At 68.4% G+C, this 22,095-nt stretch carries 14 protein-coding genes; 3 read left to right on the plus strand and 11 right to left on the minus strand.

Annotation, left to right across the window (positions count from 1 at the left end):
- Nucleotides 1-42: 42 nt before the first annotated feature.
- From ABDJ40_RS12820 to scpA, 9 genes are all read right to left on the minus strand, one after another.
- The gene (locus ABDJ40_RS12820) at nucleotides 43-780 is read right to left on the minus strand and encodes a LytR/AlgR family response regulator transcription factor (RefSeq protein ID WP_347610221.1); all 738 of its coding nucleotides are present in this window, start codon (nucleotides 778-780) and stop codon (nucleotides 43-45) included.
- Between the two features lie 45 nt (nucleotides 781-825).
- Nucleotides 826-1,977, minus strand: coding sequence for a sensor histidine kinase (locus tag ABDJ40_RS12825; protein ID WP_347610223.1), 1,152 nt, complete (start codon nucleotides 1,975-1,977; stop codon nucleotides 826-828).
- On the minus strand, nucleotides 1,974-2,654 hold the full coding sequence (locus ABDJ40_RS12830) for a hypothetical protein (RefSeq protein WP_347610225.1): 681 nt from the start codon (nucleotides 2,652-2,654) through the stop codon (nucleotides 1,974-1,976). The genes ABDJ40_RS12825 and ABDJ40_RS12830 overlap by 4 nt, the downstream gene beginning before the upstream one ends.
- Nucleotides 2,655-2,786: 132 nt before the next feature.
- Entirely contained in the window at nucleotides 2,787-3,251 is a 465-nt protein-coding gene (locus ABDJ40_RS12835; RefSeq protein WP_347610227.1) for a VOC family protein, read from the minus strand.
- Between the two features lie 130 nt (nucleotides 3,252-3,381).
- Nucleotides 3,382-5,457: an acetyl-CoA carboxylase biotin carboxylase subunit gene (locus ABDJ40_RS12840; RefSeq protein WP_347610229.1), complete on the minus strand. Its 2,076-nt coding sequence runs from the start codon at nucleotides 5,455-5,457 to the stop codon at nucleotides 3,382-3,384.
- Between the two features lie 178 nt (nucleotides 5,458-5,635).
- The gene (locus tag ABDJ40_RS12845; RefSeq protein WP_347610231.1) at nucleotides 5,636-6,247 is read right to left on the minus strand and encodes a hypothetical protein; all 612 of its coding nucleotides are present in this window, start codon (nucleotides 6,245-6,247) and stop codon (nucleotides 5,636-5,638) included.
- A gap of 32 nt (nucleotides 6,248-6,279) precedes the next feature.
- Nucleotides 6,280-7,812, minus strand: coding sequence for an acyl-CoA carboxylase subunit beta (locus ABDJ40_RS12850; protein WP_347610233.1), 1,533 nt, complete (start codon nucleotides 7,810-7,812; stop codon nucleotides 6,280-6,282).
- A 10-nt stretch (nucleotides 7,813-7,822) separates the two neighbouring features.
- Entirely contained in the window at nucleotides 7,823-8,926 is a 1,104-nt protein-coding gene (gene meaB / locus ABDJ40_RS12855; protein WP_347610235.1) for a methylmalonyl Co-A mutase-associated GTPase MeaB, read from the minus strand.
- A 133-nt stretch (nucleotides 8,927-9,059) separates the two neighbouring features.
- On the minus strand, nucleotides 9,060-11,225 hold the full coding sequence (gene scpA / locus ABDJ40_RS12860) for a methylmalonyl-CoA mutase (protein ID WP_347610237.1): 2,166 nt from the start codon (nucleotides 11,223-11,225) through the stop codon (nucleotides 9,060-9,062).
- Nucleotides 11,226-11,368: 143 nt separating this feature from the next.
- Here scpA and ABDJ40_RS12865 point away from each other — a divergent pair, with 143 nt between their 5' ends.
- A complete protein-coding gene (locus tag ABDJ40_RS12865) occupies nucleotides 11,369-12,019 on the plus strand; it encodes a GntR family transcriptional regulator (protein WP_347610239.1) in 651 nt (216 codons plus the stop codon).
- 338 nt (nucleotides 12,020-12,357) lie between these two features.
- The gene (locus ABDJ40_RS12870) at nucleotides 12,358-13,320 is read left to right on the plus strand and encodes a class I SAM-dependent methyltransferase (protein WP_347610241.1); all 963 of its coding nucleotides are present in this window, start codon (nucleotides 12,358-12,360) and stop codon (nucleotides 13,318-13,320) included.
- 68 nt (nucleotides 13,321-13,388) lie between these two features.
- Here the strand turns inward: ABDJ40_RS12870 and ABDJ40_RS12875 are convergent, their stop codons facing one another.
- Both ABDJ40_RS12875 and ABDJ40_RS12880 read right to left on the minus strand, forming a co-directional pair.
- Nucleotides 13,389-14,033 (minus strand): acyltransferase, encoded by a 645-nt coding sequence (locus ABDJ40_RS12875; protein ID WP_347610243.1) that lies wholly within the window; start codon nucleotides 14,031-14,033, stop codon nucleotides 13,389-13,391.
- A 1-nt stretch (nucleotide 14,034) separates the two neighbouring features.
- The gene (locus ABDJ40_RS12880) at nucleotides 14,035-14,994 is read right to left on the minus strand and encodes a glycosyltransferase family A protein (RefSeq protein ID WP_347610245.1); all 960 of its coding nucleotides are present in this window, start codon (nucleotides 14,992-14,994) and stop codon (nucleotides 14,035-14,037) included.
- Between the two features lie 450 nt (nucleotides 14,995-15,444).
- On the opposite strand from ABDJ40_RS12880, the gene ABDJ40_RS12885 reads away from it, so the two are divergent.
- On the plus strand, nucleotides 15,445-22,095 hold a 6,651-nt coding region (locus ABDJ40_RS12885), incomplete at its 3' end, for a heme utilization protein (protein ID WP_347610247.1).

Below are 22,095 nucleotides of genomic sequence, written 5' to 3' on the forward strand. Positions count from 1 at the left end.
GCGCCGGACCCAAGCCGGTAGCGACGAAGGCCAACGGCCCCCTCACATCTGGCGAAACTTGCCCTGGAAGCTCTGACTCATCGCCAGGGTGCGCGGGTGGTCACGCAGGTGGATGCGCATCTGCCCCAGGCCGTGGCGCTCCACCCAGTCGACGTGGCTGAGGTTGACCACGCTGCCGCGGTGCACCTGCCAGAACTGCTGCGGATCCAGCTGGGCCAGCAGGTCCTTGAGGCTGGTGCGTATCCAGGCCTCGCTGCCCTGCGCCACGACCTGGGTGTACTTGCTGTCGGACTGAAAATAGAGGACCTCGGCCACCGTCAGCAGGCGCAGGGCCTCGCCCTCCCCCACCTGCAGCCAGCGCAGGGGCTGTGCAGCCGGCGGCCTGGCGAGGCGGTCCAGCACCGCGCCCAGGTCCGGTGGCGCCTGGCGCAGGCGCTCACGCAGGCGCTGCACGGTCTGGGCCAGGCGCTCCACCTGCAGGGGCTTGAGCAGGTAGTCGACTGCGCCATGCTCGAAGGCCTGCAGCGCATGCTGCTCGTAGGCGGTCACAAAGACGAGATGGGCCCGGCCCGAGAGCAGGCGTGCCAGGGCCAGGCCATCCAGCACGGGCAGGCGGATGTCCAGGAAGACGAGCTCGGGGCGATGCTGTTCGAACAGCGCCAGGCCCTGCCGGCCGTCGGGCGCCTCGTCCAGCACCAGCTCGGGCCACAGCAGGGCCAGTTGCTCGCGCAGGGCGGCACGCGGGAGGGCTTCGTCTTCGATCAGCAGGGCACGGGGCATGGGCAGGCAGGAGAGCTCTTGACACAAAGGCGGGTGCAGCCCGTTTCAGGGACGGCCCGGGGCGGCATCGGACGCCTGCCAGGGCAGGTGCAGGCTCGCCCGCACCCCGCCGCCCGGCCGGCTCGTGACCGACAACCGGGCCCGCGGTCCGTGCAGCAGGGCCAGGCGTTCGCGCAGATTGTGCAGGCCCAGGCCCGAGCCGGCGCTGGCGGCCGGGCCGGTGGACAGGCCCACGCCGTCGTCCTCCACCGCCAGGAGCCAGGCCGCGTCTTCGCCGCCTTCCGCCTCCCGCTGCAGCAGCACGCGGATGGTTCCGCCACGGGCGCTGGGCTCGATGCCGTGCTGGAGGGCATTCTCGACCAGCGTCCCCAGCATCAGCGGCGCCAGCGGCTGTGCGCCCAGGTCGCCGGCCACGACGGGCATGTCGACACGCAGGCGCTCGCCCAGGCGCATCTGCGCCAGCGCCAGGTAGTGCGAGGCCAGCTCCAGCTCATGGGCCAGAGTGGACATGGGCGCCCGCATGGAAGGCAGCGCCAGGCGCAGGTAGCGGTGCAGGCGCCCCAGCATGTCGTCGGCCAGCGCCGGGTTGTGACGGACCAGGTACTGGATGCCGGCCAGGGTGTTGTAGAGAAAGTGCGGCTCCATCTGGGCCTGCAGGGCCTTGAGCTCGGACTGCGTCACCTGGCGTGCAAGGTCCGAGAGCACGGCCTGCTGGGCCTGGCGTGCCCGCTGGCCCTGCTGCTGCCGCCACTGGCGCCAGCGTCCGAGCAGGGGAAGACCGTGCAGGGCCAGGGCGAAGGTCAATGGCGCCGGGAGCTGGTGCCACGGGATCTGCGTCAGGGGCCAGCCATACAGCCAGGTGCCGAGCTGCATCGCGAGCAGGGCGGCGCCCACTGCGGGCAGCGGTGCCCCCAGCACCAGCGCCAGGGCACTCCAGCGCGCGTGGCGGGCGGCCCAGGGGCCGACCCGCGTGCGCTCGCAGGCCCATCGGCAGCCTGCCAACCACAGCCCGACGGCGGTGTAGGCCGCCCACAGAGACAGGAGGTGCTGCAGCACCCAAGGCGACACGCCCCAGGCGCGGGCCCCGCCCAGGGCGGCGATGTACAGCGCCGTCGGCAGCAGCTGGCCACGGTTCAGAACATACGGAGCCAGCAGCTCCGGCCAGGCCTGCCGGCCTGCGGACGGGGCGAGGCTCACATCAGGTCCAGATTGCCCGGGGGCTGAGGCCTGGCCGAGTACTGTGGCACCTGCTGCAGCCCGGCGTTGAAGGCATCCAGGCGCAGCGGCAGGCGATCCACGCTGAGGGGCACGGACCGGCTCACCTCCTCGAAGCGCATGCGGGCGACCCAGACCTTGCCCTCGCCACGGACCAGCGGGCCCATCATCACCGCGCCGCCATTGCCTTGCGGCACATCGAGGGTGATGGCGAAAGGCTGCCAGCCGGCGCTGTCTCGCGGCTGGGCGGGATCACCGGTCGTGCCGACGACCAGCGGCAGTTCGCTGCTCTTCAGCACGCGGCGGGGTCCGACGAAGCTGGCGCTGTCGGGGCGCTCGCGAGCCTCCATGTAGACGCCGGCCCAGTGCTTGACGCCCTCGGTGCGGTAGAAGCCGCTCAGGCGCACGCGCTTGCCGGCATAGCCCGTGGCCCAGGTCGTGGCCGAGCCATGGGTGAACTCGTCAAGCGCCACCGTGCTCTGCACCGAGAGGGTCGGGGCGTCCAGGTAGGCGCTCTGCGGGTCCAGGCCGATGCGGTAGGCCGTGGGACCCGGGCCCGTGCTGGACGAGCCCCAGCCCTTGGCGTTCTCGAAACCTGAGCTGGCGGCGGCCATCAGGAGCACCGCAGCAGGCGCGGCAAACAGTACTTTCCAATCCATGCAAGTCTCCCTCGGGGAATCAACAGGCCTCCAGCATGCGCGGGACGGACCTGCCGGGTCGACAGGCATGCGACCAGCCCGCTTGTTCCGCGACGGGCGCCCCGGTCCGCGGACGAAGGCCGGTCTCCCGGGTCAGCCCAGCGCTGCCACCACCTCTGGCGGGGCCTGCACCAGCTCGATCAGCACCCCCTCCCCGCCGATCGGAAACTCCTCGCTGCTCTTGGGATGGATGAAGCAGATGTCGAAGCCCGCAGCGCCCTTGCGGATGCCGCCGGGCGCGAAGCGTACGCCGTTCGCACTCATCCACTCGACGGCCTTGGGCAGGTCATCCACCCAGAGGCCCACGTGGTTGAGCGGCGTGGCGTGCACGGCAGGCTTCTTCTCGGGGTCCAGGGGCTGCATGAGGTCGACCTCGACCTTGTGCGCGCCGCTGCCGATGGCGCAGATGTCCTCGTCCACGTTCTCGCGCTCGGAGACGAAGTTGCCGGTCACGGTGAGGCCCAGCACGTCGACCCACAGCTTGCGCAGGGCCTGCTTGTCCGGACCGCCGATGGCGATCTGCTGGATGCCGAGGATTCGATAGGGCTTGTGTGTCACTGAAGTTCTCCAGGGCCGACAACACCGGGGCACTGAGGCCTTGGGGACTCAGCGGCACCCGAGGATCCGGCTCCGCCGGCCCTGCGGGTGCGCCCCCTCGAAGGGGCCGGCGCAGCCGGTAGGGGGTGGTTCATTCAAATCGAAGGATGGGCTGATCGACGGACAGGCTCTCGCCCGTCTTCGCCAGGACTTCGGCGACCTTCACATCGCGCTCGGCCACGAGGATGTTCTCCATCTTCATGGCCTCGATCACCGCCAGGCGCTCGCCAGCCTGCACCAGCTGCCCGGGCTGCACGGCGATGTGCACCAGCAAGCCCGGCATGGGCGAGAGCAGGAACTTGCTGGTGTCGGGCGGGGCCTTGTAGGGCATCAGCTTGAGCAGCTCGGCGGCGCGGCGCTGCAGCACGGTCACGTCCATGGCGAAACCGTTGTGGCTGATGCGATAGGCCAGCGGATTCTTGCCGGTGCCGCGCTCGGCCTGGGCCACGAAGGGCTGGCCGTTGACCGAGCCTTCGAGGCGGATGTCGTTGAGGCGCGAGTTGCAGACGATCAGGTAGCGCTGGCCGCCCACGTCCACCGTGGCCTCGCCCTTGTGGCCCGCGTACTCGGCCACATGGACCTCATGATGCGTGTGCTTGCCCGCGCCTTCGCTGACCACGGCCACGCAATCGCTGTCGATGCGCACCTCATGGCCGCGCAGCTGGCCGCTGATGCCGGCGGCGCGCTCACGGGTCTTGCGGCGGATGAAGGCCGCCAGCGCCACCAGGAAGCGCGGGTCCGCATGCGGCACGTCCTCGGCGCGAAAGCCGCTGCCGTAGTGCTGGGCAATGAAGCCGGTGTTGAAGTTGCCGCTGACGAAGTCCGGGTGGGCCAGCAGGGCCGCCTGGAAGGGGATGTTGCTGGAGATGCCACGAATCACGAAGCCGTTGAGGGCCTCGCGCATCTTGGCGATGGCCTCGTTGCGGTCCTTCCCGTGCACGATGAGCTTGGCGATCATCGAGTCATAGAACATCGGGATCTCGCCGCCCTCGTACACGCCCGTGTCCACGCGCACACCGCCGAAGGACGCCAGGGCATAGGCCTCACCCTGCAGCGTCGGCGTGCCCTGCTCCAGGTTGGCGGCTGGCGGTTGGTACTTCACCAGGCGGCCGGTGGACGGCAGGAAGTTGCGGAACGGATCCTCGGCGTTGATGCGGCACTCGATGGCCCAGCCCTCCTTGCGGATGTCGGCCTGGCCGAAGGACAGCTTCTCGCCGGCGGCCACGCGGATCATCTGCTCGACCAGATCCAGGCCGGTGATGCACTCCGTGACCGGGTGCTCCACCTGCAGGCGGGTGTTCATCTCCAGGAAATAGAAGTCCTGGTTCTTGCCGACCACGAACTCCACCGTGCCGGCGCTCTGGTACTTCACCGCCTTGGCCAGGGCCACGGCCTGCTCGCCCATGGCCTTGCGGGTGGCGTCGCTGATGAAGGGCGACGGCGCCTCCTCGATCACCTTCTGATGGCGGCGCTGGATGGAGCACTCGCGCTCATGAAGGTAGACCACATTGCCGTGCGCATCACCCAGCACCTGGATCTCGATGTGGCGCGGCTGCTCGACGAACTTCTCCATGAAGACGCGGTCGTCGCCGAAGCTGTTGCGCGCCTCGTTGCGGCAGGAGCTGAAGCCCTCGAAGCATTCCTTGTCGTTGAAGGCCACGCGCAGGCCCTTGCCACCGCCGCCGGCGCTGGCCTTGATCATGACCGGGTAGCCGATCTTCTTCGCGATCTCGACGGCCTCTTCCGGCGACAGGATGGGCTCGTTATGGCCCGGGATCGTGCTGACCTTCGCTTCATTGGCCAGCTTCTTGGACGCGATCTTGTCGCCCATGGCCGCGATGGAGTAGTGCTTGGGGCCGATGAAGACGATGCCTTCCTCCTCGCAGCGGCGGGCGAAGTCCTCGTTCTCGGACAGGAAGCCGTAGCCCGGGTGCAGGGCCTCGGCGCCCGTGGCCTTGCAGGCGGCGATGATCTTGTCGGCCACGAGATAGGACTCGCGGCTCGGGGCCGGGCCCAGCAGCACGGACTCGTCGGCCAGCTCGACATGGCGGGCGTCCTTGTCGGCCTCGGAGTAGACGGCGACGGTCTTGATGCCCATCTTGCGAGCCGTCTTGATGACGCGGCAGGCGATTTCACCCCGGTTGGCAATGAGGATCTTCTTAAACATGCTGTGCCCCCGTGGTGAACTCGCCTGCACGACCGGCTGCGCCGGCCGCCATGCAATGTGTCGCCGACGCGACCGCGCCAGAGGCGCGAACACCCCGGTTGGCAATGAGGATCTTCTTAAACATGGTGCCTCCAAGCTGGCAGCACGCCAGCCTTCGATTCGAATTTCAGACAGTGGTTCATGGCTGCGACTTCGCTGTGCGCACCTGCAGGCAGCGCGCGACCCAGCGCTCCTGGCGCTCGCGCAGCCAGGCGCTCGTGTCGCCCTTGCGGGGGCCCGTGCCTTCGTAGCCGAAGCGCAGCATGGCCTCGGCCCGGCCGGCCTCCAGGCCGTCGACGCCCTGCGCCAGCGCCTCGCGCAGGTCACGACGCGCTTCCTTGAGCGGCAGGCCGTCAGCGCGGTACAGCAGGATCACCGGCAGGGTGTCGAGGTCCGCACCGCAGGCCGCGCGCTGTCCGGGGCTGCTGTCCGGCACCAGGCGTGCCGTGCAGCGCTCGAAGCCCTGCTCGGCCCAGTGCCGCAGACGCGCGTCGTCGATTTCGCCCGGCTGCGCCAGCTGCTCGCGCCACCAGGCCTGGTCCTCGGCAGCGAGCTCGCTGCCTTGCTCCAGCAGCAAGAGCATGGCCATGCCCTGCTCGCTGTGGCGTGCGTCCAGGTAGTCCAGGCTCAGGGCCGGCAAGGCACGCAACGCCACGCAGGGCGCCACGGCCTCGGCCGTCAGCGGTCGAGGGGCGCCGTGAGCCGAGGCCAGGCCAGCCAGCAACAGCGACAGCAGGAAGGACTTGGGCATGGCGGACAGGCGTCGTGCTTGCGCCGGACGGGTCAAAGCGGAATGTTCCCGTGCTTGCGCCACGGGTTCTCTAGCTTCTTGTCCTTGAGCATCACCAGCGAGCGGCAGATGCGCTTGCGCGTCTCGTGCGGCTGGATGACGTCGTCGATGAAGCCGCGGGCGCCGGCCACGAAGGGGTTGGCGAAGCGGGCCTTGTATTCGGCCTCCTTGGCCGCGAGCTTGGCCGGATCGCCCTTGTCCTCGCGGAAGATGATCTCCACCGCGCCCTTGGCGCCCATCACCGCGATCTCGGCATTGGGCCAGGCGAAGTTGACGTCGCCACGCAGGTGCTTGGAGGCCATCACGTCATAGGCGCCGCCATAGGCCTTGCGGGTGATCACGGTGACCTTGGGCACCGTGCACTCGGCGTAGGCGTAGAGCAGCTTGGCCCCGTGCTTGATGATGCCGCCGTACTCCTGCGAGGTGCCGGGCATGAAGCCGGGCACGTCGACGAAGGTGATCACGGGGATGTTGAAGGCATCGCAGAAGCGCACGAAGCGCGCGGCCTTGATGGAGCTCTTGATGTCCAGGCAGCCCGCCAGCACGAGCGGCTGGTTGGCCACGATGCCCACGGTCTGACCATCCATGCGGGCGAAGCCGGTGAGGATGTTCTTGGCGTAGTCGGGCTGCAGCTCGAAGAAGTCCCCGTCGTCGACGACCTTCAGGATCAGCTCCTTCATGTCGTAGGGCTTGTTGGGGTTGTCGGGCACCAGGGTGTCCAGCGAGATGTCCACGCGGCTGCCCGGATCGCCGCTGGGGCGGCTCGGCGCCTTCTCGCGGTTGTTCAGCGGCAGGTAGTTGAAGAAGCGCCGCAGCATCATGATGGCCTCGACGTCGTTCTCGAAGGCCAGGTCCGCCACGCCGCTCTTGCTGCTGTGCGTGCTCGCGCCGCCCAGCTCCTCGGCCGTGACCTCCTCGTGCGTCACGGTCTTCACCACCTCGGGGCCGGTGACGAACATGTAGGAGCTGTCCTTCACCATGAAGATGAAGTCGGTCATGGCCGGCGAGTACACCGCGCCGCCAGCGCAGGGGCCCATGATCAGGCTGATCTGCGGGATCACGCCTGAGGCCAGCACGTTCTTCTGGAACACGTCGGCATAGCCGCCCAGGGAGGCCACGCCTTCCTGGATGCGCGCGCCGCCCGAGTCGTTGAGGCCGATCACCGGGGCCCCGACCTTCATGGCCTGGTCCATGATCTTGCAGATCTTCTCGGCATGCGATTCCGAGAGCGCGCCGCCGAAGACCGTGAAGTCCTGGCTGAAGCAGAAGGCCAGGCGGCCGTTGATCATGCCGTAGCCCGTCACCACGCCGTCGCCGGGGATCTTGTTGTCGGCCATGCCGAAGTCCACGCAGCGGTGCTCGACGAACATGTCCCATTCCTCGAAGGTGCCTTCGTCGAAGAGCAGCTCGATGCGCTCGCGCGCCGTCAGCTTGCCCTTGGCGTGCTGGGCGGCGATGCGCTTCTCGCCACCGCCCAGCCGCGCCTTGGCGCGCTTCTCTTCAAGCATTTGTTGGATGTCGTGCATAACGGTCCTTTCACGGGGCAGTGCCGGGTGTCGCCGCGGGGGCAAGACCTGGCACCTGGGAACTGGAGGAGTCGGATGTCGGGGAAACCGGCCCGGCCGCTGCCGCCTGGCCATGGAAAGCGGTGAGAAGCGCGCGTGCGGCGGTCGAAGGTGCCAGCTGGCCTGCCAGCACGCGGGCCGTGGTGTCGGGCAGTTGGGCGCGGACCGAAGTGTCTGCCATGAAGGCCGCCTTGAGCCCGCTCTGGATGCGTTCCCACATCCAGGCCAGGGCCTGCTGCTGGCGCTTCTCGGCCCAACGGCCGGCGGCGGTCTGCAGCTGCCGGAACTGCTCGACGGCAGCCCAGAACTCGCTGAGGCCCTGGAACTTGAGCGCACTGAGCTGCAGGGCCTTGGGGTGCCACAGCGTCTCGTCATGCGCCGCGTGCTCGGGCCGCCCGTGCATCCCGAGCAGGCGCAACGAGGACATGATCTGGGCCTGCGCCCGCGTCGCCGCGGCGGGGTCCACATCGGCCTTGTTGATCACCACGAGGTCCGCCAGCTCCATCACGCCCTTCTTGATGGCCTGGAGCTCGTCGCCGGCATTGGGCAGCTGCAGCAGCACGTACATGTCCGTCATGCCGGCCACGGCGGTCTCGCTCTGGCCCACGCCCACGGTCTCGACGATGACGATGTCAAAGCCCGCGGCCTCGCAGACCAGCATGGCCTCGCGCGTCTTCTCGGCCACGCCGCCCAGGGTGCCGCTGCTGGGGCTGGGGCGGATGTAGGCGCGCTCGTCCATGGAGAGGCGCTCCATGCGGGTCTTGTCCCCGAGGATGGAGCCGCCCGAGACCGTGCTGGAGGGGTCGACGGCCAGCACCGCCACGCGGTGACCGCGCTCGATCAGGAACAGACCCAGGGCCTCGATGAAGGTGCTCTTGCCCACCCCCGGCACGCCGGAGATCCCGAGGCGCAGCGAGCGGCCCGTGTGCGGCAGCAACTCGCCCAGCAGGGTGTCGGCCAGGGCGCGGTGGTCGGCCCGGGTGGACTCCAGCAGCGTGATGGACTTGGCCATGGCACGGCGCTGGGCCGGGCCAGGCGCGCTGACGATGGCTTGAGCCAGCGAGCTTGATGACATCGAGCTCCCCATCACCATGCCCACGCGCCCCAGCGTCGGGCTGTCGCCAATCCAGCGGCGTCCCGGGATCCGGCTTTGCCGAGCCCTGGGATGCGCCCCCTGGAGGGGGCCGGCGTAGCCGGTACGGGGGGAGTCATGCCAGTGCTTTGCGGATCTGCTCCAGCACGTCCTTGGCGCTGGCCGGAATGGGCGTGCCGGGGCCGTAGATGCCCTTGACGCCGGCTTCGTAGAGGTAGTCGTAGTCCTGCTGCGGGATCACGCCGCCGACGAAGACGATGATGTCGTCCGCGCCCTGCTTGCGCAGTTCCGCGATGATGGCCGGCACCAGGGTCTTGTGGCCCGCGGCGAGGGTCGAGACACCCACGGCGTGCACGTCGTTCTCGATGGCCTGGCGGGCGCATTCCTCGGGGGTCTGGAACAGCGGGCCCATGTCCACGTCGAAGCCCAGGTCGGCATAGGCCGTGGCCACGACCTTGGCGCCGCGGTCATGCCCGTCCTGGCCCAGCTTGGCGATCATCACGCGCGGCCGGCGGCCCTGTTCCTCGGCAAAGGCCTGGATCTCGGCCTGCAGCTTGGCCCAACCCTCGGCGGAATCGTAGGCAGCGGCATACACCCCGGTCACCTTCTGCGTGTCGGCACGGTGGCGACCATACACCGACTCCAGCGCATCCGACACCTCGCCCACCGTGGCGCGCAGGCGGATGGCCTTGATCGAGAGGTCCAGCAGATTGCCCTGGCCGGACTTCGCGGCCTCGGTCAGCGCGGCCAGCGCGGCCTGCACGGCGGCGGTGTCGCGGCTGGCCTTGATGGACTGCAGGCGGGCGATCTGGGCGTCGCGCACCTTGAGGTTGTCCACCTCCAGGATCTCGACCGGGTCTTCCTTGGCCAGGCGGTACTTGTTGACGCCCACGATGACGTCCTTGCCGGAGTCGATGCGGGCCTGCTTCTCGGCCGCGCTGGCCTCGATCTTGAGCTTGGCCCAGCCGGAGTCCACCGCCTTGGTCATGCCGCCCATGGCCTCGACTTCCTCGATGATGGACCAGGCCTTGTCGGCCATGTCCTGTGTGAGCGACTCCATCAGGTAGCTGCCAGCCCAGGGGTCGACGACGTTGGTGATGTGGGTCTCTTCCTGGATGATCAGCTGCGTGTTGCGGGCGATGCGGGCGCTGAACTCGGTGGGCAGGGCGATGGCCTCGTCCAGCGAGTTGGTGTGCAGGCTCTGCGTGCCGCCGAACACCGCCGCCATGGCCTCGATGGTGGTGCGCACCACGTTGTTGTAGGGGTCCTGCTCGGTGAGGGACCAGCCCGAAGTCTGCGAGTGCGTGCGCAGCATCAGGCTCTTGGGGTTCTTGGCATTGAAGCCCTTCATGATCCGGCACCACAGCAGGCGCGCCGCCCGCATCTTGGCGATCTCCAGATAGAAGTTCATGCCCACGGCCCAGAAGAAGGACAGCCGGCCTGCGAAGTCGTCCACGTCGAGGCCCTTGGCCAGGGCGGTCTTCACGTATTCCTTGCCGTCGGCCAGGGTGAAGGCCAGCTCCAGCGCCTGGTTGGCGCCCGCTTCCTGCATGTGATAGCCCGAAATCGAGATCGAGTTGAACTTGGGCATGTTCTGGCTCGTGTACTCGATGATGTCGCCGATGATCTTCATCGACGGCTCGGGCGGGTAGATGTAGGTGTTGCGGACCATGAACTCCTTGAGGATGTCGTTCTGGATGGTGCCGCTCAACTTGTCTTGCGAAACGCCCTGCTCCTCCGCCGCGACCACATAGCCGGCCAGCACGGGCAGCACGGCGCCGTTCATGGTCATGGAGACGGAGACCTTGTCCAGCGGGATGCCGTCAAAGAGGATCTTCATGTCTTCCACGGAGTCGATGGCCACGCCGGCCTTGCCCACGTCGCCCGTCACGCGGGGGTGATCGCTGTCATAGCCGCGGTGGGTGGCCAGGTCGAAGGCCACGGAAACGCCCTGCCCGCCCGCGGCCAGCGCCTTGCGGTAGAAAGCATTGGATTCCTCGGCCGTGGAGAAGCCGGCGTACTGGCGGATGGTCCAGGGGCGCACCGCGTACATGGTGGCCTGCGGGCCGCGCAGGAAGGGCTCGAAGCCCGGCAGGGTGTCGGCATGCGGCAGATTCGCGGTGTCCGCCGCGGTGTAGAGCGGCTTGACGGTGAGGCCCTCGGGCGTCACCCAGTTCAGGGCCGAGACATCGCCCCCGGGGGCCGACTTGGCGGCGGCCTTGTGCCACTGCTCCAGCGTGGCGGCGGCGAATTCTTGCTTGGCGTTGGACGAATCAGACATTGACAACTCCTGAAGGCCTCGCATCATAGCGCCTTCGTTATTCATAATTATGAATGCAAATTTGACTACACTCTGACAGCATCGGCCTTGCGCAGCAGCTTGCGTGCTGCGGGCCCATCCGACGTCCAACTCTGCAGCCCACCATGCCGGCCACCTCCCCGTTTGCCCAGCGTCCGCTCTATGAGGAAGTGGCCGAGCAGCTGCGCCAGCGCATCTTCGGCCGGCTGCTGGAGCCCGGCAGCTGGATCGACGAGCTCAAGCTCTGCGGCGAGCTGGGCATCAGCCGCACGCCCATGCGCGAGGCGCTGAAGGTGCTGGCCGTCGAGGGCCTGGTGACCATGCGACCCCGCCGCGGCGCCTACGTGACCGAGATGTCCGAGCGCGACGTGCGCGAGGCCTACCAGTTGCTGGCACTGCTGGAGAGCGATGCCGCCGCGCGCGTGGCCGAGCGGGCCACCGGCGCGGAGCTGGCGGAGCTGCAGACCCTGCACGCGCAGCTGGAGGCCGCCATTGGCGAGCGCGAGCGCTTCTTCGCCCTCAACGAGGCTTTCCACCTGCGCCTGCTGGAGCTGGAGGGCAACCGCTGGCGGCAGCAGATCGTCACCGACCTGCGCCGCGTGATGAAGCTCAACCGCCACCACTCCCTCTTCAAGCAGGGCCGCCTGGCCGAGTCCCTGCAGGAGCACCGGGACCTGATGCATGCCCTCATCGAACGCCGGCCCGAGCAGGTGGCTCAGCGCATGAGGCTGCATTTCGAGAATGGGCTGAATGCGGCGGCGCCGCAGGGGGCTTGACTCATGCGCCCTAGGCATCATCCCTTTCCAGCGTTTCGCGCAACGAGCCCTCCGCACGAACCTCCGGTGCATGAGCCGGGATACGGGGGCAGGGGATTGCGCAGGTAAAAGGGGGAGGACCGCAACGCGGTGCGCAGGACACGGAGCAATCCCCTGCCCTCGCGTCCCGGCGACGCTCCACCCCGGCCAGCGAAGCGCCCCGTCCCCAAACGCTGGAAATGCCCCCTCCCCCGCCCCGTCCAGGATGGATCACCCCCCGCCACCCAGGGCAGACTCCCGGTATGCAGCCCCGCCCGCAGGTGCCGCTGCCACGTCGTCCACGGACAGGAGCCCCTCCCATGCTCAGCAACGAAGAACTGGCCCAGGCCGCCAAGGAATGGTGGTACTACACCGTCGAGCTCTCCCCCGGCCTCGTCGCCCAGGGCACCTATCCGCCCGACTTCCCCTACATGCCCCGCATGCTGATGCGCCAGGCCCATCTCCAGGGCCAGGACTGCCTGGACCTGGGCAGCATGGAAGGCGTGATCCCCGTGCTGATGAACCGCAAGGGCGCCCGCCGCGTGCTCGCCACCGACGCCGTGCCCCACTGCGCCCAGAAGATGGACTGGCTCAAGAAGGTCTACAAGGCCGACTGGGACTTCCGTGAGGTCGGGCTGATGTACGACCTGCACCAGAAGCTGGCCGACGAAGGCAGCTTCGACTACGTCAACCTCTCCGGCGTGCTCTACCACGTGTTCTCGCCCATGCACACGCTGGCCTGTGCCCGCCCGCTGGTGAAGAAGAACGGACTCTTCATGCTCTCGACCAATGTCGTCAACGAGCAGTCCGACGTGATGCACTTCAACACCGCCGGCAAGCTGCAGACCGAGCCCAACACCTTCTGGTACCCCTCGATCCCGCTGCTGGAGTACATGCTGCGCTACTTCAACTTCGCGCCCATCGACTGCCTCTACAGCCGCCACCCCTCCGATGCCGCCCTCTATGTGCCGGGCAAGGAGTGCGGTTTCATCTCCATCGTCTGCCGCGCCGTGGACCGCGGCACCGCCCTGCCTGCCGATGACAGCTGGGCCCGCCGCTCCATGCTGGGATCCTGGGAGTACACCGGCCTGTCGCCCCAGAAGCACGGCGCCGAGCAGCCCGTGTCCACCATCGGCTACGACGTGCCCGAGGCCCTGCAGGCCCAGGTCGCGCAGAAGGGCTCGATCGACCTCTACCTGGCCGTCAACGAGCACGGCCGCCGCGTCGTGCGCGCCACCCGGGCGCAGGACACCTACCTGCTGCGCCTCAACGACGAGTCTTGATGCGCGTCAAGCCATGACAAAGGGCGCACGAAGCGCCCTTTTCCTTTTCATGCCGACCCGATGATCGCTCAGTCCTGGGGCACCGGCCCCAGCACCCTCGCCGGGTTGCCGCCCACCAGGGTCATGGGCGGCGCCTCGAAGCCCGGCGTCACCACGGCGCCGGCGGCGATGATGCAGCCGTCGCCGATCTTCACGCCCTTGAGGAGGGTCACCCGCGCGCCGATGAAGACCTGATTGCCGATCTCCACCCCACGCGGCGTCGGGTCCGGCGAGCGGCGGTGCGCCAGGCGCAGGTCGTGCAGATGGCTGTCGAAGACCTGCAGCTCCTGGCCTACGAGGCAGTCCGCCCCGAAGCGGATGAAGGCGCCCTCCGAGATCAGCACGCAGCGGTTGTTGAAGACCGTGCCCGGGCCGATGTCGATCAGCGACTCCGGCGTGCGGGACTCGAAGTAGCTGCAGGACAAGCTGCCCGGCGAGCGCGGCACGCCGAAGACGGCCCGGTTGCTGAGCCTGAAGGCCCCGGCGCCCTTGAAGACCGTGGGCGTCAGGACGTTGACCGTGCGCGGCCCCTCACCCACCAGCTCCACCCGCTGCTTGTCGGACGTGTGGAAGAAGAAGTGCACCAGCAGGGCCCGCACGGCACCCTCCAGCTCCAGCGCCGGCAGGCGGCTGATCAGGCCGCGCCAGCGCTCCAGGCGTTGCATCAGATTCATCTCAGAAGCCGTGTTGGGTCAGGAAGGCCTGCCAGGCGTTCACGAAGTCCTCGCCCGCCTGCACATCCTGCTGCGCCATGCGCATCAGCAGGGCGGCGAACGGCTGCATGTCCTCCTGGCCGCCATAGCGTGCCATCAGGGCCTGCGCAATGCCTTCATAGCAGAGCCTGGCCTGCGCCTCGTTCATGCGCCCCAGGCGCTGCAGACCCACGCCCAGCGCCGCGTAGCCCAGGTGGGCCGCCTTCATGTGCTTGCCGTTGACCTGGGCCGAGTGGCCCTCGCCGCCGGCGCGGAAGTAGCCCAGGCGGTCCTGGATGTAGGCGATGGGCTGGCGCAGGCTGGCCGCAATGAAGAAGCCCAGGTCCCACAGGCCGGCGTAAGAGACGCCGCCGAACTGGGTGTCCGCCAGCAGGCCGGCATGCTCGGCCCGGATGACGCAGTTCGAAAATTCTCCCAGCCAATTCTGGCAATAAGGCACGGTACTGGAGATCAGGGCCATGGGGCCGACCGACATCATGCGGGCCTGAGCATGGAAGATTCCATCCGGGATGGGCATGCCCTCGATGGGTTGCCCCTTTTCGTTTGCCGTCCAGCGCGCGCTGACGCTGCAGGAGATTACATCTCCCGCGGCATGGACCATGCGGTGCTGGGCATAGAAGTCGGGGTAGATGACGTCGTCGTCCAGGTGGATATGGAAGAGTTCGGACTGGCCTCCCCAGAGCTTCACCAGGTGCTTGAAGTTCTCATAGGCACCCGCGCGCGGCCCCGGATGAATCTCCAGGGGCAGCCGGGACGCGAACCTGGCCAGCGGCCCTTCCCTCAGCAAGGCGCCGAAGCTGCCGTCCGGGCTGTCATCCGACACGATCACCCGCTCGGCGGGGCGCGTCTGGGTCAGCAGGCCCGTCAGCAGCTCCGCGAGGTATTTGGTCTTGTAGGCCGGGATGAGTGTGGTGATCTGCATAGAGGCATCAATGGATCGGTCCGGGCGCATGCCGGGCCCCATCGTCGACGCCATTGGAGCCGGATGCAACCGCGCCCATGGCGGGAACAGGCAAGTATTGCAACAGCTTTTGCCGGCTTTGCCAGCGTCCGCCCGCCCCTAGCATCGCCGGGCGAGCTATTCCCAGGCTGCGTCCGGGCCCCTGCCGGACGGCCAAGGCTGAAATTCGTGAAAAACCTCCGCCCTTTCGTCCCTCCAGCCCCGTCCCCGGTGTCGGGGGCGCGCCTGCGCTCAAGTTTGCGCTGGGCGGGTCGAAATCCGACTGAAGCGGGAAAAGTCCCGCGCAACGCATTGATTGACATTGATGGTCAGGAAGTGGCGTTCAGGCCCCAGCCGGGGCGTCTGGAGCCGCACTTCCCCAGCTCCCGAGCTTTCAGGCCGGGCGTCCAGCAATAACCAAGTGAGCACACCATGGCGTCATTGATTCTCACCCTGTCGACCGACCAGATCGCTGCCCTGTCGACCCAAACGCTGGCCAAGCTCACGACGGAAGACTGGGCCGCCTTCAGCAGCGACCAGATCATCGCGCTGACCACCCAGCAGGTGGCCTCGCTGGGAACCTTCGCCATCAACTCCCTGGCCAGCGACCAGATCGCACGCTTCGAGACGCAAGACCTGCGGGCCCTCAACACCGCCGCCCTGCGCGCGATGTCGGACGCCAAGCTGGGTGCGCTGGGGTCCGACCAGATCGGCGCGCTGACCACCACGCAGGTGGCCGCCCTGACCACCAGCCAGATCAAGGGCCTGGGCAGCGACGACCTCCAGGCGCTGACCACGGACCAGTACAAGGCCCTGACCTCGACGCAGGTCGGCGTCCTCACCTCCGACCAGATCCCGCTGATCCAGACGGAAGATCTGCGCCAGATTTCGACGGCCGCCCTGAAGGCCCTGAGCTCCGACCAGATCGCGGCCCTGGGCTCCGACCAGATCGGCGCACTGACCACCAGCCAGGTCGCCAACCTGACCACCTCGCAGATCCGGGGCATGGGCAGTGAGGACCTGAACGCCCTGGGCACCGACCAGTTCAAGGTGCTGACCTCGGCACAGGTCGCCGCCATCGGCACCGATCAGATCAAGACGCTGCAGACCGAAGACCTGGCCTCGATCAACACCGCCGCCCTGCGCGGCATGAGCTCGGCCCAGATCGGCGCACTGACCAGTGACGAGGTGGTCGCGCTGACCACGGCCCAGGCGGCCGCCCTGACCAGCAGCCAGGTCACCGGCTTCAGCAGTGACCAGCTGGCCAAGCTGGAATCGGACGATCTGAGGGCGCTGAGCACCAGCGCCCTGCGCAATTTCAGCAGCGACCAGATCCGCAGCCTCAGCTCCGACCAGGTGTCCCAGCTGACCACGGCCCAGGCCGCCGCGCTGACCAGCAGCCAGCTGGGCGCCCTCAACACCGAAGATGTCGTCGCCCTGACGACGGCCCAGTCCGCTGCCCTGACCAGCAGCCAGATCAAGGGCCTGAGCTCCGACCAGATGGCCGTGCTGGAGACCGATGACCTGCGCGCCATCAGCACCGCCGCCATCAAGGCCCTGGGCACCGAGCAGATCGCCGCCCTGGGCTCCGACCAGATCGGCGCCCTGACCACCGCACAAGTGGCCGCCCTGACCACGGCCCAGATCAGGGGCATGGGCACGGACGACCTCAACGCGCTGGGCACCGACCAGTTCAAGGTCCTGACCAGCGCCCAGGTCGGCGCCATGACCTCCGAGCAGGTCAAGGCCCTGCAGACCGAGGACCTGGCCTCCATCAACACCGCCGCCCTGCGCGGCATGAACTCGGCCCAGCTGGCGGCGCTGACCACGGACGAGATCGTGGCCCTGAGCACCGCCCAGGCCGCGGCCCTGACCAGCACCCAGGTGGCCGGCCTCAGCAGCGACCAGCTGGTGAAGCTGGAAACCGATGACCTGCGTGCCATCAGCACCGCCACCATCAAGGCCCTGAGCTCCGACCAGCTCGCGGCCCTCAGCTCCGATCAGCTGGCAACCCTGACCACCGCCCAGGTCACGGCCCTGACCACCTCGCAGCTGCGCGCCCTGTCCAGCGACGACCTCAACGCCCTGGGCACCGACCAGTTCAAGGTCCTGACCAGCGCCCAGGTCGGCGCCCTCACCTCGGACCAGATCAAGACCCTGCAGACCGAGGACTTCGCGTCCATCAACACCGCGGCCCTGCGCGGCATGAACTCGGCCCAGATCGGTGCCCTGGGCACGAACGAGATCGTGGCCCTGACCACGGCCCAGGCCGCGGCGCTGACCAGCAGCCAGGTCGCCGGCCTGACCAGCGACCAGATCGCCAAGCTCGAGACCGACGATCTGCGCGCCCTCAACACCGCCACGATCAAGGCCCTCAGCAGCGACCAGATCGCCGCCCTGAGCTCTGACCAGATCGTCGCCCTGACCACGGCCCAGGTCGCCGCGCTGACCACCACGCCGGGCAACCAGTTCGGCGGCTTCTCGACCGACGAGATCAAGGCCCTGACCACCGCCCAGGCCGCCGCGCTGACCAGTGCACAGGTCAAGGGCCTGAGTACCGATCAGATCGCCGCGCTGGAGACCGATGACCTGCGTGCCATCAGCACCGCTGCCATCAAGGCCCTGGGCACCGAGCAGATCGCCGCCCTGGGCTCCGACCAGATCGGCGCCCTGACGACGGCCCAGGTGGCTTCGCTCACCACCGCCCAGATCAAGGGCATGGGCACGGACGACCTCAACGCGCTGGGCACCGACCAGTTCAAGGTCCTGACCAGCGCCCAGATCGGCGCCATGACCTCGGAACAGATCAAGGCCCTGCAGACCGAGGATCTCGCCTCCATCAACACCGCCGCGCTGCGCGGCATGAATTCGGCCCAGGTCGGCGCACTGACCACGGATGAGATCGTGGCCCTGAGCACCGCCCAGGCCGCAGCCCTGACCAGCGCCCAGGTGGCCGGACTGACCAGCGACCAGATCGCCAAGCTCGAGACCGACGACCTTCGTGCCATGAGCACCGGTGCCATCCGGGCGCTGTCCAGCGATCAGATCGCCGCCCTGAGCAGCGACCAGATCGTGGCCATGACCTCGGCCCAGATCGCCGCCCTGGCCACCACGCCGGCCAACCAGTTCGGCGGCCTGAGCACCGATGAAATCAAGGCCCTGACCACGGCCCAGGCCGCGGCCCTCACCAGCAGCCAGATCCGCGGCTTCAGCAGCGACCAGATCGCCGCCCTGGAGACCGATGACCTGCGTGCGCTGAACACCGCCACGCTGCGGGCCATGGGCACGGACCAGATCGCCGCCCTGGGCTCCGACCAGATCGGCGCGCTGACCACGGCCCAGGTCGCTTCGCTCACCACCGCCCAGATCAAGGGCATGGGCACGGACGACCTCAACGCGCTGGGCACCGACCAGTTCAAGGTGCTGACCAGCGCCCAGGTCGGCGCCATGACCTCCGAGCAGGTCAAGGCCCTGCAGACCGAGGACCTGGCCTCCATCAACACCGCCGCCCTGCGCGGCATGAACTCGGCCCAGCTGGCGGCCCTGACCACGGACGAGATCGTGGCCCTGAGCACCGCCCAGGCCGCGGCCCTGACCACGGGCCAGGTGGGCGGCCTGACCAGCGACCAGCTGCTCAAGCTGGAGACCGATGACCTGCGCGCCATCAGCACCGCCACCATCAAGGCCCTCAGTTCCGACCAGCTCGCCGCCCTGAGCAGCGACCAGCTGGCGACGCTGACCACCGCCCAGGTCGCGGCCCTGACCACCTCGCAGCTGCGCGCTCTGTCCAGCGACGACCTGAATGCCCTGGGCACCGACCAGTTCAAGGTGCTGACCAGCGCCCAGGTCGGCGCCCTCACCTCGGACCAGATCAAGGCCCTGCAGACCGAGGACTTCGCCTCCATCAACACCGCGGCCCTGCGCGGCATGAACTCGGCCCAGATCGGTGCCCTGGGCACGAACGAGATCGTGGCCCTGACCACGGCCCAGGCCGCGGCGCTGACCAGCAGCCAGGTCGCCGGACTCACCAGCGACCAGATCGCCAAGCTCGAGACCGACGACCTGCGGGCGATCAACACCGCCACGATCAAGGCCCTGGGCAGCGAGCAGATCGCCGCCCTGACGTCTGACCAGATCGTCGCCCTGACCACGGCCCAGGTCGCCGCCCTGGCGACCACGCCGGGCAACCAGTTCGGCGGCTTCTCCACCGACGAGATCAAGGCCCTGACCACCGCCCAGGCGGCCGCGCTGACCAGCAGCCAGCTCAAGGGCCTGAGCACCGACCAGGTGGCCGCCTTCGAGACCGATGACCTGCGCGCCATCAGCACCGCCGCCATCAAGGCCCTCAGCACCGAGCAGATCGCGGCCCTGGGCTCCGACCAGATCGGCGCGCTGACCACGGCCCAGGTGGCCGCCCTGACCACCGCGCAGATCCGCGGCATGGGCACGGACGACCTCAATGCCCTGGGCACCGACCAGTTCAAGGTCCTGACCAGCGCCCAGGTCGGCGCCATGACCTCGGAACAGATCAAGGCCCTGCAGACCGAGGACTTCGCCTCCATCAACACCGCCGCGCTGCGTGGCATGAACTCGGCCCAGCTGGCCGCCCTGACCACGGACGAGATCGTGGCCATGGGCACGGCCCAGGCCGCGGCGCTGACCAGCAGCCAGGTCGCCGGCCTCACCAGCGACCAGATCGCCAAGATCGAGACTGATGACCTGCGTGCCATCAGCACCGGCACCATCAAGGCCCTGAGCAGCGACCAGATCGCCGCGCTCTCGTCCGACCAGATCGTGGCCATGACCACGGCCCAGATCGCCGCCCTGGCGACCACACCGGGCAACCAGTTCGGTGGCTTCTCCACCGACGAGATCAAGGCCCTGACCACCGCCCAGGCCGCCGCGCTGACGAGCAGCCAGCTCAAGGGCCTGAGCACCGACCAGGTGGCCGCCTTCGAGACCGATGACCTGCGCGCCATCAGCACCGCCGCCATCAAGGCCTTCAGCACCGAACAGCTCGGCGCCCTGGGCTCCGACCAGATCGGCGCGCTGACGACCGCACAGGTGGCCTCGCTGACCACGGCCCAGGTCCGTGGCCTCGCCAGCGACGACCTCAACGCCCTGGGCACCGACCAGTTCAAGGTGCTCACCAGCGCCCAGGTCGGCGCCCTGACCTCCGAGCAGGTCAAGGCCCTGCAGACCGAGGACTTTGCCTCCATCAACACCGCCGCCCTGCGCGGCATGAACTCGGCCCAGCTGGCCGCGCTGACCACGGACGAGATCGTGGCCCTGAGCACCGCCCAGGCCGCGGCCCTCACCAGCAACCAGGTCGGCGGCCTGACCAGCGACCAGCTGGTGAAGCTCGAGACCGATGACCTGCGCGCCATCAGCACCGCCACCATCAAGGCCCTGAGCTCCGACCAGCTCGCGGCACTGAGCAGCGACCAGCTGGCGACCCTGACCACCGCCCAGGTCGCGGCCCTGACCACCTCGCAGCTGCGTGCCCTGGCCAGTGACGACCTCAACGCCCTGGGCACCGACCAGTTCAAGGTGCTGACCAGTGCCCAGGTCGGCGCCCTCACGTCGGAGCAGATCAAGACCCTGCAGACCGAGGACTTCGCCTCCATCAACACCGCCGCCCTGCGTGGTCTGAGCTCCGTGCAGGTGGGTGCCCTGACGACCGACGAGGTGGTCGCGCTGACCACGGCCCAGGCCGCAGCCCTCACCAGCAGCCAGGTCGCGGGCCTGACCAGCGACCAGATCGCCAAGATCGAGACCGACGACCTGCGCGCCCTCAGCACGGGCACGCTCAAGGCGCTCAGCAGCGACCAGATCGCCGCGCTGACCAGCGACCAGATCGTGGCCCTGACCTCGGCCCAGATCGCCGCCCTGGCGACCGCACCGGGCAACCAGTTCGGTGGCTTCGCCACGGACGACATCCGTGCCCTGACCACCGCCCAGGCCGCTGCGCTGACGAGCAGCCAGGTCAAGGGTCTGAGCACCGACCAGGTGGCCGCGCTTGAGACGGATGACCTGCGCGCCATCAGCACCGCCGCGATCAGGGCTCTCAGCACCGAGCAGATCGGCGCTCTGGGCTCCGAGCAGATCGGCGCGCTGACCACGGCGCAAGTGGCCGCCCTGACCACGGCCCAGATCCGCGGTATGAGCACGGACGACCTCAACGCCCTGGGCACTGACCAGTTCAAGGTGCTGACCAGCGCCCAGGTCGGCGCCATGACCTCCGAGCAGGTCAAGGCGCTGCAGACCGAGGACTTCGCCGCCATCAACACCGCCGCCCTGCGCGGCATGAACTCGGCCCAGCTGGCGGCCCTGACCACCGACGAGATCGTGGCCATGAACACGGCCCAGGCCGCTGCCCTGACCAGCGGCCAGGTCGCCGGTCTGACCAGCGACCAGATCGTCAAGATCGAGACCGACGACCTGCGGGCGATCAACACCGGGACGCTGAAGGCCCTGGGCAGCGACCAGATCGCCGCGCTGACGTCTGACCAGATCGTCGCCCTGACCACCGCCCAGATCGCGGCCCTGTCCACGGCGCCGGCCAACCAGTTCGGCGGCTTCTCGACCGACGAGATCAAGGCGCTGACCACGGCCCAAGCGGCTGCCCTCACCAGCAGCCAGCTCAAGGGCCTGAGCACCGACCAGGTGGCCGCCTTCGAGACCGATGACCTGCGAGCCATCAGCACCGCCGCCATCAAGGCCCTGGGCACCGAGCAGATCGCCGCCCTGGGCTCCGACCAGATCGGCGCGCTGACCACGGCCCAGGTCGCTTCGCTGACCACGGCCCAGATCAGGGGCATGGGCACGGACGACCTGAATGCCCTGGGCACCGACCAGTTCAAGGTCCTGACCAGCGCCCAGGTTGGCGCCATGACCTCGGAACAGATCAAGGCCCTGCAGACCGAGGACCTCGCCTCCATCAACACCGCGGCCCTGCGTGGCATGAACTCGGCCCAGCTGGCCGCCCTGACCACGGACGAGATCGTGGCCCTGAACACGGCCCAGGCCGCGGCACTGACCAGCAACCAGGTCGGCGGCCTCACCAGCGACCAGCTGGTGAAG

Origin of the sequence: Roseateles flavus, assembly GCF_039872765.1 — a bacterium.
In the GTDB taxonomy this organism is placed as follows: Bacteria; Pseudomonadota; Gammaproteobacteria; order Burkholderiales; family Burkholderiaceae_C; genus Roseateles_B; species Roseateles_B flavus.

Excerpts from the sequence above, each read along its gene's own strand:
- ABDJ40_RS12820 (WP_347610221.1), bottom strand. The coding sequence starts at position 780 with ATGCCCCGTGCCCTGCTGATCGAAGACGAAGCCCTCCCGCGTGCCGCC.
- ABDJ40_RS12830 (WP_347610225.1), bottom strand. The coding sequence starts at position 2,654 with ATGGATTGGAAAGTACTGTTTGCCGCGCCTGCTGCGGTGCTCCTGATG.
- ABDJ40_RS12840 (WP_347610229.1), bottom strand. The coding sequence starts at position 5,457 with ATGTTTAAGAAGATCCTCATTGCCAACCGGGGTGAAATCGCCTGCCGC.
- ABDJ40_RS12845 (WP_347610231.1), bottom strand. The coding sequence starts at position 6,247 with ATGCCCAAGTCCTTCCTGCTGTCGCTGTTGCTGGCTGGCCTGGCCTCG.
- ABDJ40_RS12850 (WP_347610233.1), bottom strand. The coding sequence starts at position 7,812 with ATGCACGACATCCAACAAATGCTTGAAGAGAAGCGCGCCAAGGCGCGG.
- meaB (WP_347610235.1), bottom strand. The coding sequence starts at position 8,926 with ATGTCATCAAGCTCGCTGGCTCAAGCCATCGTCAGCGCGCCTGGCCCG.
- scpA (WP_347610237.1), bottom strand. The coding sequence starts at position 11,225 with ATGTCTGATTCGTCCAACGCCAAGCAAGAATTCGCCGCCGCCACGCTG.
- ABDJ40_RS12865 (WP_347610239.1), top strand. The coding sequence starts at position 11,369 with ATGCCGGCCACCTCCCCGTTTGCCCAGCGTCCGCTCTATGAGGAAGTG.
- ABDJ40_RS12870 (WP_347610241.1), top strand. The coding sequence starts at position 12,358 with ATGCTCAGCAACGAAGAACTGGCCCAGGCCGCCAAGGAATGGTGGTAC.
- ABDJ40_RS12875 (WP_347610243.1), bottom strand. The coding sequence starts at position 14,033 with ATGAATCTGATGCAACGCCTGGAGCGCTGGCGCGGCCTGATCAGCCGC.
- ABDJ40_RS12880 (WP_347610245.1), bottom strand. The coding sequence starts at position 14,994 with ATGCAGATCACCACACTCATCCCGGCCTACAAGACCAAATACCTCGCG.